The sequence below is a fragment of the Paenibacillus sp. CCS19 genome, from assembly GCF_033239625.1.
Taxonomy (GTDB): Bacteria; Bacillota; Bacilli; order Paenibacillales; family Paenibacillaceae; genus Paenibacillus_T.
Genome location: NZ_BTCK01000079.1, coordinates 1 through 13,972, shown reverse-complemented (window position 1 = coordinate 13,972; position 13,972 = coordinate 1). Strand labels below are relative to the sequence as shown.

Below are 13,972 nucleotides of genomic sequence, written 5' to 3'. Positions count from 1 at the left end.
TATTTTTGTATTCTGAAACACCAGTTATAGCGTAGGGTTGACAAGTTTCGTTCATATCAGCGAACGGAAGAACATTCACCTGCGGAGCGACCGCACGCACAGCAATTTCTTTCTAAATCATTTTAGTTCTGAAGCTCTTTATTTTCTCAAGCACTATTTTCTAAACCACAACCTCACGTCGTCCCGCAACTTTCATTAATACCCACGCCACACCTACCGGCAGCACCAGATATACAATTGCAGCAAGCACATTCACCGCCGCCCCGATCATAAACAAATCAAACGACATCAGCACCGTATCCAATATCGCATGCGTAAATACCGCCGTAATAAAGCCGAAACGAATAAAAATCCAGCAGAAGAGAAGACCTACAATCGTAAGTTCAATCAACCGGCTGTATGCCGGAAACACCGGATACGACACATGCCCCAGCGCCCAAATAATCGTCGGCACCAGACAGCCTAAGAATCGCCGCTTGAACAGCCGCTCGAAGACGGCGATACCGAACAATCGATACAACGCTTCTTCTGAAATCGCCGCGCACCAAGCGAGCAGCGGGAATAGCAGCGGCAGCATCATATTATAAGGCGAAGATTCAACGCTTGTCGTCGACCACGAGCCGATGGACCTATCCAGACCTAGGAGCAGAATCGTCTGTGCGCCCAGCAGCGCGAAAGCGAGAGGATACGATATTTTCATCGATCGCCATACGTGACTGCCATATCCCTGCTCACCGTAGCGAAGCCATAGCGGCTTACCGAGCCTGCGCCATAAGCCGTCCCCGCTGACAAGACTGAACCAGATGGCAAGTCCCATGAGCACGGTGAAGATGTTGGAGATGATGAGGCCGCCAGCCGTCAGCGCCTCTGTATTCGGACGTGCGCCAAGCGTCGCGCGGATGCCGTCAGCCATGTTGTAGTTATTCACGATATAGAAGCCGAGGAACAGCAGGCAGAGCGCCAGGCCGCGGCGGAACAAAGCGATTTTGCGAATACGAATTGCCGTTATAATAGCCAGCAGAAACAACAGAGCATTCATCAGCATGCTGCCGTACAGAGACAACGTGCTTGCCAGATTTTTCTGCTTCTGAACGTATGATGTGTAGCTGTCAGGCGCACGGAATTTAGGGTCGTATTTCATAATAACCGGCTTGGAAGCCGAAGCGGGCCAATCAACCGTTACTTTAACCGTTAGCGCAGCATCACCGATGGAATAGCCTTTAGGCTGGATCGTGACGACATTGCCAGCTACTTTCGCATCTTTCAAGTCGGAGAGGCGGAAGCCGCTGGTGGATACAGCCGCTTGACGTGCGGTCATCAATCGGGACCAGTCCGACAGATAGCGGTCTTTGGCCTTCGTTCCCGTATTCGCAGGCAAGTATGTCCAGCCGGTTACTTGTCCGTTCTCCATATGTACCTGAACGAACAATGTGCCGGAATTCATCGTAAGCTCGGTCTGGAACGTATCGGTCGGAAACTTGCTGTCGTAGGTTTTGCCATAGGTGTCGAGCTGGTGTTCCTTCGATAAATAGCCGTACAGCATGCTGTCAGACTGATGTACGGTATGCGTGCCGCTGATTGGCTCGTTGAATCTGGACTTGGCGAAGGCGATTGCTTTGGCGGCGGCCTCTTCGCGTGTTAAGACTGGAGATGATTCCGCGTTTCCGCTGTCGGATGAAGGAACGAAGAGCGGTACGATTTGCAGCAGCAGGAAAATAATGAGGCCAAGCAGGCCGACGAACATGATCGAGCGGGGAATGCGCTGCGGCAGCAGCGGATAATCAGACATAAGGCCCTCCTTGTATGCCGTTAGCGGCAGCGGCTTGTATCGCTTCGGAATGAAACTTTTACTTCGTATGAGGTTGTCGGTGACGCCGTTTCACCTTGCTACTTTAGCATATGATCGCTTGGCCGAGCCAATGTCTCGATCGAGACGCTGAAAAAAAGCAGATAACAGTCGCAAGCGCGTAAAATAACGATCAGCGTCCAGCTAATGACAAGCTTGCCGCATAGATTCGTTTTTTTTCGGTGTAAATCGCCTCAATTGGAGGTAAATCCTTGTTGGTGTCGTTCTCCTATTCGCTATATAATTTGATACATTGCTTAACATTAATCAAATATTCAACAGCCGAATTTCCGAAGGAAAACGGGGGAACCATACTGTTGCCGTCTATGCAGACGCTGCCGATTCATCGGCCGTACGCGGCAACTTGGGGTGAATTCAGCATAAGGGAGGTCGAAGTGCCTTGCCTCAAGCTGATAGGGCGATCTATCCGGGCCCGAATCCGACAGCTAACCTCGTAGGCTGCATGGACAGAACTCATCGCAGACGGCATTGGGTTTCCAATGTCTTTTTTGTGCGCTTAGACAAGTCTGTTCATGGGATATGGAGAGGATAATGATGCACAAGGTTAACAAAAGAAAGCTGTTCAATTGGTCGCCGCCGCGCATTCTGGTAACGGGTTTCGCGCTAATTATTTTGCTGGGCGGACTGCTGCTCTCCCTTCCGATCTCCAATACGGACGGACAATATTTGCGCTACTTGGACGCCGTATTCACCGCAACATCTGCAACCTGTGTGACGGGACTCGTTGTGGTTGATACCGGCACGCATTTTACTACATTTGGCCAAATCGTTCTTATTGTATTAATCCAGATTGGCGGTTTAGGCTTCATGACAATGGCGACGTTAATCGCGCTCGTGCTGCGTAAGCGAATCTCGCTGAAGGAACGACTTGTGCTCCAGGAAGCAATGAATCAGTCGAACATGGAAGGGATCGTAAGGCTGATCCGCAAGGTGATCGTTTATTCGCTCGCCATTGAGGGAACAGGCGCTGTACTGTTCGCCATTCGGTTCGCTGCAGATATGCCGCTGGGCCGAGCCATCTACTATGGGATATGGCATGCAATTTCCATGTTTAACAATGCTGGCTTCGACTTATTCGGCGGGTTCCGAAGCTTGACCATGTATGTCGGGGACCCGATCGTGAACATAACCGCAATGGGACTTATTATTCTTGGTGGACTTGGCTTCGTCGTTATGTCCGATCTGATTGAATACCGTAACAACAAAAGGCTGTCGCTGCATTCTAAGGTTGTACTCACCATGACAGGCTTTCTGCTCGTCATTGGTACGATCGTCATCTTCATCTTCGAGTTCTCTAATAAACAGACCTTGGGATCGCTGGATTGGGGAGCCAAGATATGGGCCGCCATGTTCCAGTCCGTTACGCCGCGCACTGCAGGTGCGAATACGATCGATATCGGCGTCATGCGGCAGGCAACCATCTTCTTCATGGTCATCCTGATGTTTATCGGCGCATCGCCTGGCTCGACTGGCGGCGGCATCAAGACGACGACCTTCACAACGCTGATCGGCGCCGTGATTGCGATGATCCGCGGCAAGGAAGATATCGTATTGTTCAAATTCCGTCTGGCACGCGAGAGGATCTTCAAGGCGTTGACCATTACGATGCTGTCGCTCGTGCTTGTCATTGTCGTCACCATGTTGTTGTCGGCAACGGAAGACCGGGAGTTCCTACGGCTGCTGTTCGAGGCGACATCAGCTTTCGGCACGGTAGGCTTGTCTACAGGCATCACGCCATCGCTTAGTGATTTTGGCAAAATAATAATAAGCCTTACGATGTTTGCTGGCCGGCTTGGACCACTTACACTTGCGTACGCGCTTGGGCCGAAGGCAGAGAAGGATCTGTACCGTCATCCAGAAGGCAAAATCATTATTGGTTAATAAATAGATAAGAGGTAGGAGAAACCAAATGAAACAATTCGTTATTATCGGTCTGGGCCGCTTCGGCTCCAGCCTTGGCAAGGAGCTTGTCCAACTGGGCTATGAGGTACTCGGCATCGACAAGAATGAAGAGACGGTCGATGACATGAGCCGTGTGTTGACACACGTCGTAGCCGCAGATGCGACAGATGAGGAGACGCTGCGCGCACTAGGTGTTCGCAACTTCGACTGCGGTATCGTTGCCATCGGCGATGATATTCAATCGAGCATACTGGCTACGATTCAATTGAAGGACATTGGCGTAAAGTCGGTTGTTGCGAAGGCATTAAGCGAATTGCATGGCCGAGTATTGGAGAAGCTTGGGGTTGACCGCGTTATCTATCCAGAACGGGATATGGGCATCCGTGTTGCGCATCAGCTTGTGTCGCCGAATCTGCTCGACTACATTGAACTGTCTAAGGACTATACGATCGCGGAGCTTGCGGTACCGAACTGCCTCAATGGCAAGTCGCTGCAGGATATTAATACGAGAGCGCGTTATGGCTGCAGCATCGTCGCGATCAATAAGCCCAAAGGCGGCGTCATTATCGCGCCAACTGCCAATGAAGTATTGGCGGAGAAAGACGTTATGGTCGTCATCGGCACGAACAAACAAATCGAACAATTCGAAGAGGCGATCGTGCGATAGCTTCATTCCACGCACTCAAAGCGCGTTAGCTGCTGGAGGAAATTATGTCACATCAAGCATTACTTGCTATTGCAATCTTTCTGTTAGCATACGGGTTTATTATTTCAGAGAAAATTCATCGTACGATACTCGCCATGATTGGCGGATTGCTGATGGTTGCAGTCGGTATTGTCGATCAGGAAACGGCGCTTCATCATATCGACTTCAATACGCTGGGGCTGCTCATCGGTATGATGATCATCGTATCGATCACAGCGGATACAGGCTTGTTCAAGTACATTGCGATTAAGGCTGCGAAGAAAGCAAAGGGCAGTCCGATTCGAATCCTGATATCGCTTGCCGTCATAACGGCAGCTGCCTCTGCTTTTCTCGATAATGTAACGACAGTACTGCTTATCGTGCCAGTTACGTTTAGCATTACGCGCCAGTTAGCCGTATCCCCGTTTCCGTTTCTTATCAGTCAGATTCTCGCATCGAATGTGGGGGGGACGGCAACGCTCATCGGCGACCCGCCGAATATTATGATCGGCAGCGCTGTTGAGGAATTGACGTTTATGGCGTTCATTACGAATTTGGCGCCAATTGTCGTCATCGTCATGGCAAGCTACATACCTTTGTTCGCGCTGATGTTCAGGAAGCAGCTGCAAACGTCAGAGGAACGCAAGAAGTCGATCATGGAACTAAGAGTAAGCGGTCTTATTACGGATCAGCGTCTGCTAATCAAATGTTTAGCGGTGCTGGGGGCTGTGATCATCGGCTTTTTCTTGCACCAATCGCTGCACTTGGAATCCGCAACGGTTGCGCTGGCGGGTGCATTCCTGCTGCTTCTCATTTCCGGGGAGAATCAGATGGAGCAGGCTATCAGCAAGGTGGAATGGACGACGATCTTTTTCTTCGTCGGCTTGTTCGTGCTCGTATCCGGGCTTGTCGAGACTGGCGTTATCGCTGATCTGGCGGCTCGCGCCATCGATCTGACGGGCGGAGATCCAGTCGCCGCTTCCATGCTTATTATGTGGATGAGCGCGATTGCTTCCGCCTTCGTCGACAACATTCCATTCGTCGCCACGATGATTCCGATGATTCAGGAGATGGGCAGCATGGGCGTGACGAACTTGGAGCCTCTCTGGTGGAGCTTGGCGCTTGGCGCCTGCCTAGGCGGCAACGGAACGCTGATAGGAGCGAGTGCCAATCTGATAACGGCCGGCTTGGCCGCCAAAGAAGGACATCCGATTCGATTCTTGCAGTATCTGAAGTACGGTTTGCCGATGATGTTCATATCCGTCGTTCTGTCGAGCGTATATGTGTATGTTCGTTATCTTGCTTAATTTGAGCTCGTAAGTACGGCGAATCATCTTTACACAGCAACTGCTGTTGAAGTACAATGAACAACGAATCATGTTTATCACACATATATTTGGTTTATTGGGGGAGTCTGTCACTTGACGGGCTCTCTTTGTCTTTTTTCCGGCAAGTGACGATTCGCCCGTTTACCATGAGTGGGGGGCAATCGATGGAAACGCAAGCAATTGCTGCAATTGGGATCTTTCTAGTCATCTATGCACTTATTATCTCGGAGAAAATTCACCGAACCATCGTCGCGATGGTCGGCGGCATCATTATGGTCGGCGCAGGCATCGTCGATCAGGAGGCGGCGCTTCATCACATCGACTTCAATACGCTTGGGCTTCTGATCGGCATGATGATCATCGTCTCCATAACGGCGGAGACGGGGTTGTTTAAATTTATTGCGGTATGGGCTGCGAAGAAAGCCAAAGGGAATCCCGTCAATATTCTTATCGTATTGATGCTGATTACGGCAATCGGCTCTGCTTTTCTGGATAATGTGACAACGATCCTGCTCATGGTGCCGGTAACCTTCAGCATTACAAGGCAGCTAAGAGTATCTCCGATGCCTTATATCATGACGCAAATTATCGCTTCGAACGTAGGCGGTACAGCGACGCTGATCGGTGATCCGCCTAATATCATGATCGGGAGCGCGGTCAGTGAACTGACGTTCATGGCTTTTATCAACAATCTGGCTCCGATCGCCGGCATTGTGTTGGTCGTCTATATTCCGTTGTTTATACTCATCTTCCGTATGCAGCTCAAGACGACGCCGGAGCTTCGCAGCAGCATTATGCGAATGGATGAGCGGGAGCTTATTACGGACCGCAAGCTTCTGTATAAAAGCTTGACTGCGCTTGGACTTACGATTATTGGATTCTTCTTGCATCAAGCGCTCCATCTGGAGTCGGCGACGGTAGCGCTCGCTGGCGCGTTTCTGCTGCTCGTGCTGACAGGCGAGCATACGATGGAGGAAGCGTTCCGCAAAGTGGAGTGGACGACGATCTTCTTCTTCGTGGGACTGTTCGTGCTCGTTGCGGGTCTCGTCGAGACGGGGGTAATTGCGAAGCTAGCGGCGCAGGCAATCGAATGGACGGGCGGCAATTTGACGGCAGCCTCCATGCTCATTCTATGGATGAGCGCAATCGCTTCTGCGTTCCTCGATAATCTTCCGTTCGTCGCTACAATGATTCCGATGATCCAAGAGATGGGGAATATGGGTGTCGATAATCTGGAGCCGCTATGGTGGAGCCTTGCTCTTGGAGCGTGCTTGGGAGGCAACGGTACGCTTATTGGAGCAAGCGCGAACCTGATCGCAGCGGGAATGGCGGGTAAAGAAGGACATCCGATCAGCTTTATGAAGTTCATGAAACTTGCCTTCCCGCTCATGCTGCTATCCATTGTTCTATCCAGCGCTTACATTTATTTGAGATATTTGGTGTAAAGCATAAGACAAGGTGCCGCGAGGCAATGAAACCTAATATGAAGCTGGGGGCGGTTGGCGTGCTTACCTATACGTTAAATCCCGATGTCATCCATATGACGGAATCGAATAATGACGGCGATGTGGAATTTTCCATTCGCATAGTTGCAGAAGAGCCTTATTTGAACAGATTCAAAGAGGTGCAGCACTATTTTGAAGACAACGAGGTTTATACGGACGCTCTGTTCTATGCTTATGAGAATCATGAATACCGGGTGATCGTACGTTCGGATTATTATGTCGAGTTCGTGCTTCAGTTGATGAAGCATCGGCTTGTTGAGCAAGTGCAATGGCAGGATTAGCAGGTCCATATTTGAATGAGGGACAAAAAACGGGAAGGGCCGATGAGCCGCTTCCCGTTATTTATACGGCTGGGCAATGATGCGTCCCGATAAGCTGTGGATGAGCGTGTAGGCTTGGTTGTGTGGATCACTGGCGCATAAGGCTACAGCATATATTAGCGGTACGCTTGCTTGCAAGGGATAATAATAGGTTTGTATCTCGGGCTTCAAGGTGCAGACAGTCGGCAGTACCTGCTTCATTGCGATGGACAGCGCTTGATGCGGGGTTACGGCGGCGTGATGAGCCCGGTGAAAAAGCCGCTTCTCCAGATTCGGGTGAATGATTCCTTCCGCTCGTGTTACGATACCCGATGAGTCGATCGTAATGGCGAGCACGTCTCCCCACACCGGCGTGCCGAATAGAACACGTTTAAATTCGACAATCGCATCGCCGGAATCGGATTTGGTCGTCTGGGTAATGACTAGATCTTGCTTCGGGTTGCGAAGGCCGTATAGCTTCTTGTTAGCGGTAACGAATTCGTAGGCAATCCAGCCCGGCGAATGCCGCGACGGATTGGAGAGAGCTCCGGTTATGAGAGACGGCGTTCCGGCACTCTCGTTCCAGCTGATCGTCGACACGATGCGGCTGCCCTTGACTGGGCTGGCTGCTTGCGCATCTGCATGCTGGACGGTTGAGACATGGGCAAGCAGAAGAACCGTTAATGCAGTGATATATCGATAACTAGACCTTAACGGCATGGCTTCAACATTCCTCCTGTGTTTTATTATCCATTATGAGGAAGAGGGAGAAGGTTTATTCCATGCATGGATCGGATAACGATATCATTGAAGTGCTATACTAATGCAAACAACAAAAATCGCGGCTAAGCACGTTGCAGCCGCGATTTCCTATCTAAAATTGTGCTATTAAATGAAGATCATTCCACTGCGGCAAGCACCAACGCAAGATTAGCGAGATTAAATCCTGGAAGGGTAGGTTGCCGCAAGGTTGTCGATCCACAAGCGAACGGCAGAACTCATGCCGGATGGCGCTGCGTAGATGAGGGAGGTTGTTCGCTTCGTCTCGGCGAGCTCGCGAACGGGAACGATCGTCAATTCGTTGGCGTCGAGCATCTGCGGCCGTACATAGGATTGCGGCAGCAAGGTAGCCGCTCTGCAAGTGACGAGCAGACGTAGTATGGCCTCGAAGGAGTCGATCTCCATGCGGACGTCGGGTTCCAGCTTATATTTGTCGAACAGCTCGTCCGTCAGCTTGCGATACCAAGTGCCCTTCGTGAACAAAATGATGGGCAAGCCGCTCATTTGCTCGATCGTAAGCGGCCAGCGATCGGTCACGATCTGATTGCGCGGCGCCACGAGAACGAGATGGTCTTCGAACAGCGGCACGCAGTGCAGCTGCGGATCTTGGATGCGAGAAGCGATGATGCCGAAGTCGACCTTGCGCTCTTGGACGAGCGATACGATCTCATGGGTTTTGCCGGTCACCGCCTTAATATCGAGATCCGGACGCTCTTCATTCATAAGCCGGATGAAGTCTGGCAGCGTTGTCTGAAGCGTCGTGAGACTTGCGCCTATCGTCACCTCGGTGACGCCTTCTGAACGGAAGCCGGACACGGTATGAAGGTATCGTTGATGCAGCTTGCGGAGCTCTATGGAGTATTCGTAGGTCAGTTGGCCAACACGCGTCAACTCAAGCCGTTTGCCGATTCGGCGGAACAGCTCCACGCCAAGTTCTTCCTCCAGCTTGGCGATGCGGCGAGACAGCGCAGGCTGTGACATATTTAACTGCACAGACGCCTTATTCATGCTCGATTGTTCGACGACTACGGCGAATGCAAGCATATCTTCGAGCAAGTTTACCCCTCATTTCCGGGAGAAATTACGGTATATGTGGCCTTATGCGTTATTGTTATAAGGAATTATCAACAATAAGCAATTCCATTATAAGCTCAAAAGGAGTAGGATGGAAAGTGTGGCTAAGTTGTGTCGACTTTTGTTGACGCTGTACGGGCTCAGGAGTACAATGGAAAATGTTTTGTTAACCGTAATCCACAAGGGAAGTTATGAAAGGAGAACGCACCACTTATGAAAGCAAATTCGTACCATTGGCGGAAGCTGCATTCCCTGCTTGGGGTCATTCCGCTCGGCTTGTTCATCATCGAGCATGCCATCACGAACTACTCCGCGTTCGAAAGCGGGTCAGAGGGCTTCAACAAGAGCGTCAAATTTTTGAATGATTTGCCTCTTGTGTACTTCTTGGAGATCTTCGGTATCTTCTTGCCGCTGTTGTTCCACGGCGTATACGGCCTGTACATGGCTTACCAATCGAACATGAATGCTGGCCGCTTCAGCTATGGCCGCAACTGGGCATTCGTTGCACAGCGTGTAACGGGTGTTATTACGTTCATCTTCATTTTCTGGCATCTGTACGAGACGCGTTTCCAAGTTGCGATCGGCGATCTGACGCACGAAGAGCTTGGCGCGCATATGCATGATATTTTCACGCATCCAGTCAGCTTGATTCTGTACGTTATTGGCGTACTGGCAGCTGTTTTCCACTTCAGCAACGGCCTGTGGGCGTTCCTGATTAGCTGGGGCATCACGGTTGGTCCTCGTGCGCAGCGTGTATCGTCTGCCATTTGCATGGGTATCTTCGTGATCGTTTCGTTGCTCTTCCTGCTGTCGATCGTAGCATTCACGGGCGACGAATTTAAGGAAGCAGCATCTGCAGCGGCTTCATGGAATCCGATCGGCTAGGAACACGATAAGGAGAGCGATTCGATATGGCTAAAAATAAAATTATTGTCGTCGGCGGCGGTCTGGCTGGCTTAATGGCGACGATTAAAGCGGCAGAGGCCGGCGTTCACGTCGACCTGTTCTCGCTCGTGCCCGTTAAACGTTCGCACTCGGTGTGCGCGCAAGGCGGCATCAACGGCGCGGTTAATACGAAAGGTGAAGGCGACTCCCCATGGGAGCACTTCGATGATACGGTTTATGGCGGCGACTTCTTGGCGAACCAACCGCCGGTTAAAGCCATGTGCGACGCAGCGCCTGGCATCATTCACTTGATGGACCGGATGGGCGTTATGTTCAGCCGCACACCAGAAGGTCTGCTTGACTTCCGTCGCTTCGGCGGTACGCAGTACCACCGTACGGCATTCGCTGGCGCTACGACGGGCCAGCAGCTTCTTTACGCTCTGGACGAGCAAGTTCGCCGCTGGGAAACAGCTGGTCTCGTAACGAAATACGAGCACTGGGAATTCCTCGGTGCGGTGCTGGACGACGACGGCGTCTGCCGCGGCGTATCGGCGCAGGACCTGCGTACGATGGAAGTTGTTACGATGCGCGCGGATGCGGTTATTCTCGCAACGGGCGGCCCTGGTATTATTTTCGGCAAAACGACGAACTCGGTCATCAATACAGGTACGGCAGCGAGCGCTGTGTACCAACAAGGCGTTAACTACGCGAACGGCGAGATGATTCAGATTCACCCGACAGCTATTCCGGGCGATGACAAGAACCGTCTTATGTCCGAATCGGCACGTGGCGAAGGCGGACGGATCTGGACGTACAAAGACGGTAAGCCTTGGTACTTCCTCGAGGAGAAATACCCTGCATACGGTAACCTCGTACCGCGCGATATCGCTACTCGTGAGATCTTCAGCGTCTGCGTCGACCAGAAGCTCGGCATCAACGGCGAGAACATGGTTTACCTCGACCTGTCGCACAAAGATCCGAAGGAGCTGGACGTTAAGCTCGGCGGCATTATTGAAATCTATGAGAAGTTCGTTGGCGATGACCCGCGCAAACTTCCGATGAAGATTTTCCCGGCTGTGCACTACTCGATGGGCGGTCTGTGGGTTGACTACAACCAGATGACGAACATTCCGGGTCTGTTCGCTTGCGGCGAATGCGAATATCAGTATCACGGCGCGAACCGTCTGGGCGCGAACTCGCTGCTGTCGGCAATCTTCGGCGGCATGGTCACGGGACCTAAAGCGGTTGAGTACATTAAAGGTCTTAAGAAGTCGGCTGAAGATATTGCATCGTCCGTCTTCGATCGTGCGAAGAACGAGCAAGCTGCTAAGTACGAGAGCATCCTTAAGATGGATGGCACGGAAAACAGCTACGTTCTGCACAAAGAGCTCGGCGAATGGATGACGAACAACATGACCGTCGTTCGCTATAACGACCGCCTGCAGCAAACGATCGACAAGATCAAAGAGCTGAAGCAGCGCTACACGAAAATCAACATCAACGATACGGCGCGTTGGAACAACGCAGGCGTTGCGTTCACGCGTCAGCTGTGGAACATGCTCGAGCTTGCTGAGTCGATGACGCTTGGCGCATTGCTGCGCAACGAAAGCCGCGGCGCTCACTACAAGCCAGAATTCCCGGAGCGCGACGACGAGCAGTTCTTGAAGACGACGATCGCGTCCTGGACGGCGGAAGGTCCGAAAATCTCGTACGAGGATGTCGACACTTCGCTGATCAAGCCGCGTAAACGCGACTATTCGAGCAACAAGCACTAAGTCAAAGCGAATGCTTGCTATGCATTATAGGAGGGGATAACGATGGCGGAAACATCTGTTGCAGCCAAAACGGTAAAACTTATCATCTCCCGTCAGGACGGTCCGGATGCGGCACCGTACACGGAAGAGTTCGAAGTTCCTTACCGTAACAATATGAACGTCATAAGCGCGCTGATGGAAATTCAGCGCAATCCGACGAAAGCGGACGGCTCCGGTACGGCGCCGGTATGTTGGGAATCGAACTGTCTCGAGGAAGTGTGCGGCGCTTGTTCGATGGTCATCAACGGCAAACCGCGTCAGGCGTGCAGCGCGCTGATCGATAAGCTCGAGCAGCCGATTCGTCTGGAACCAATGCGCACGTTCCCAGTCGTACGTGACTTGGTTATTAACCGCGAACGCATGTTTAATGCCCTTAAACGTGTGAAAGCTTGGATTCCGATCGACGGCACGTACGATCTGGGTCCTGGTCCTCGTATGGCGGAGACGAAGCGTCAATGGGCATACGAGTTGTCCAAGTGCATGACTTGCGGCGTTTGCCTCGAGTCTTGCCCGAACGTAAACGACCGCAGCAGCTTTATCGGCCCGGCTGCGATCTCGCAAGCTCGCTTGTTCAACACTCACCCAACAGGTGAGATGCACAAGGAAGAGCGTCTGGATGCACTGATGGAGGATGGCGGTATCGAAGGTTGCGGCAACTCGCAAAACTGCGTACGCGCATGTCCGAAAGGCATTCCACTGACGACGTCCATCGCTGCAATCAACAAGGATACGACCAAGCACCTGTTCAAAAAATGGCTCGGCATGTAATAATGTTATAGAAGAGCATACATGCGCGTAAGCGTTAAGGCGCCGGCAGAATTCACTGCCGGCGTTTTGTATATGATCAGATCTGCCTGCGGCAAAGTTTGCGCAGTAATATTTCCCGGGAAAAGATCGTTAATACCGTTAGTCATGTCGTTCATGAGGAGAGGCAATATGATCGATTATGAGTTTGTGAGGACGTACTGTTTATCGAGGCCGTACACGCAGGAAACCTATCCTTTCGGACCAGAGCCGCTGGTGGTGAAGGTCGGGGGCAAAATGTTCGCGCTAATTTCGCCGGATTCCATCTCGCTTAAGTGTGATCCAGCGATTGCGCTGAACCTTCGAGAGCAAAATCCGGAGGCGATTAAGCCAGGGTATCATTTGAACAAAAAGCATTGGAATACAGTCATGTACGGCCCGAAAATCTCTGAAGAAGAGATTCAAGATTTGATCGACCACTCGTACGATCTCGTCGTTCGCGGATTGACGAAATCGCAGCGGGAGCAGATGGGATTGATCGCGAAGAAGTAAGTTGGGGCCGGGCACAATAGTTGCTTGGCGCAGGAGAAGGAGGAATACACCATTATGAAGAAGCAGCAGAAACAGCAAAGGCAGCAGGGTACAGCGTCACATTCGCAGCAGTCGGATAAACCGGCAACACTGAAGGATTTGCTCGGCGCTGACGTTCTCAGCAAGCTGAAGCAGCAGCAGGAGCAACTGAAGGCGGACGAAGCGCAGCGTCAAGAAGCTGAGCGTGTTCGTGTAGAGACAGAGCGTAAGGCGGAGCAGAAGCGTCTCGATAACGACTTCGAGTACTTGCTGAATAACAGCAAGCTCGATTGGAAGAAGCATAAGTAGGGGCTTCGCCCCTTCTGACCCCGTATTGGATGAGGGGCTGCGCCCCTTGATACCCCCTAGTGATTGATTAAGGGGCTTCGCCCCTTCAAGACCCCCGCGTTATAGGGGCTGCGCCCCTTATGAACCATTTCTAACACCTTATTCGCACACCCACCCAAACCCTCCCTCTCCCGAGAGGGAGGGCTCCAAGGGTTGCACCCTTTGGAATCC

General features: G+C 51.7%; 13 protein-coding genes and 1 riboswitch. Of the genes, 10 read left to right on the top strand and 3 right to left on the bottom strand.

The annotated features are described in order from the left end of the window. Positions 1-160: 160 nt before the first annotated feature. Positions 161-1,789: a CPBP family intramembrane glutamic endopeptidase gene (locus SBI19_RS28795; protein WP_317972973.1), complete on the bottom strand. Its 1,629-nt coding sequence runs from the start codon at positions 1,787-1,789 to the stop codon at positions 161-163. A 327-nt stretch (positions 1,790-2,116) separates the two neighbouring features. Further along, positions 2,117-2,322: riboswitch (cyclic di-AMP (ydaO/yuaA leader) on the top strand. 79 nt (positions 2,323-2,401) lie between these two features. Between SBI19_RS28795 and SBI19_RS28790 the strand changes: the two genes are divergently transcribed. The 5 genes from SBI19_RS28790 to SBI19_RS28770 all read left to right on the top strand — a co-directional run bounded on the left by SBI19_RS28790 (position 2,402) and on the right by SBI19_RS28770 (position 7,568). After that, positions 2,402-3,748: a TrkH family potassium uptake protein gene (locus SBI19_RS28790; RefSeq protein ID WP_317972974.1), complete on the top strand. Its 1,347-nt coding sequence runs from the start codon at positions 2,402-2,404 to the stop codon at positions 3,746-3,748. A gap of 28 nt (positions 3,749-3,776) precedes the next feature. Then, the gene (locus SBI19_RS28785; RefSeq protein ID WP_191201785.1) at positions 3,777-4,436 is read left to right on the top strand and encodes a potassium channel family protein; all 660 of its coding nucleotides are present in this window, start codon (positions 3,777-3,779) and stop codon (positions 4,434-4,436) included. Positions 4,437-4,480: 44 nt separating this feature from the next. After that, complete coding sequence (locus SBI19_RS28780) at positions 4,481-5,761, top strand: ArsB/NhaD family transporter (RefSeq protein ID WP_317972972.1); 1,281 nt, start codon at positions 4,481-4,483, stop codon at positions 5,759-5,761. 185 nt (positions 5,762-5,946) lie between these two features. After that, positions 5,947-7,227, top strand: a complete 1,281-nt coding sequence (locus SBI19_RS28775) for an ArsB/NhaD family transporter (RefSeq protein ID WP_317972971.1) — start codon at positions 5,947-5,949, stop codon at positions 7,225-7,227. A gap of 26 nt (positions 7,228-7,253) precedes the next feature. Beyond that, complete coding sequence (locus tag SBI19_RS28770) at positions 7,254-7,568, top strand: hypothetical protein (protein ID WP_317972970.1); 315 nt, start codon at positions 7,254-7,256, stop codon at positions 7,566-7,568. Positions 7,569-7,625: 57 nt separating this feature from the next. On the opposite strand, the gene SBI19_RS28765 is transcribed toward SBI19_RS28770, so the two are convergent. Together SBI19_RS28765 and SBI19_RS28760 are read right to left on the bottom strand one after the other, a co-directional pair. Then, a complete protein-coding gene (locus tag SBI19_RS28765) occupies positions 7,626-8,306 on the bottom strand; it encodes a hypothetical protein (RefSeq protein WP_317972969.1) in 681 nt (226 codons plus the stop codon). Positions 8,307-8,525: 219 nt separating this feature from the next. Then, the gene (locus SBI19_RS28760; protein WP_317972968.1) at positions 8,526-9,422 is read right to left on the bottom strand and encodes a LysR family transcriptional regulator; all 897 of its coding nucleotides are present in this window, start codon (positions 9,420-9,422) and stop codon (positions 8,526-8,528) included. Positions 9,423-9,653: 231 nt separating this feature from the next. Here SBI19_RS28760 and SBI19_RS28755 point away from each other — a divergent pair, with 231 nt between their 5' ends. The 5 genes from SBI19_RS28755 to SBI19_RS28735 all read left to right on the top strand — a co-directional run bounded on the left by SBI19_RS28755 (position 9,654) and on the right by SBI19_RS28735 (position 13,762). Beyond that, complete coding sequence (locus SBI19_RS28755; RefSeq protein WP_317972967.1) at positions 9,654-10,325, top strand: succinate dehydrogenase cytochrome b558 subunit; 672 nt, start codon at positions 9,654-9,656, stop codon at positions 10,323-10,325. A 26-nt stretch (positions 10,326-10,351) separates the two neighbouring features. Then, a complete protein-coding gene (sdhA, locus tag SBI19_RS28750; protein ID WP_191201792.1) occupies positions 10,352-12,100 on the top strand; it encodes a succinate dehydrogenase flavoprotein subunit in 1,749 nt (582 codons plus the stop codon). 42 nt (positions 12,101-12,142) lie between these two features. Further along, positions 12,143-12,907, top strand: a complete 765-nt coding sequence (sdhB, locus tag SBI19_RS28745) for a succinate dehydrogenase iron-sulfur subunit (protein ID WP_191201793.1) — start codon at positions 12,143-12,145, stop codon at positions 12,905-12,907. A gap of 168 nt (positions 12,908-13,075) precedes the next feature. Then, a complete protein-coding gene (locus SBI19_RS28740; protein ID WP_317972966.1) occupies positions 13,076-13,435 on the top strand; it encodes an MmcQ/YjbR family DNA-binding protein in 360 nt (119 codons plus the stop codon). A 54-nt stretch (positions 13,436-13,489) separates the two neighbouring features. Further along, a complete protein-coding gene (locus SBI19_RS28735; RefSeq protein WP_317972965.1) occupies positions 13,490-13,762 on the top strand; it encodes a YqkE family protein in 273 nt (90 codons plus the stop codon). Positions 13,763-13,972: the final 210 nt, after the last annotated feature.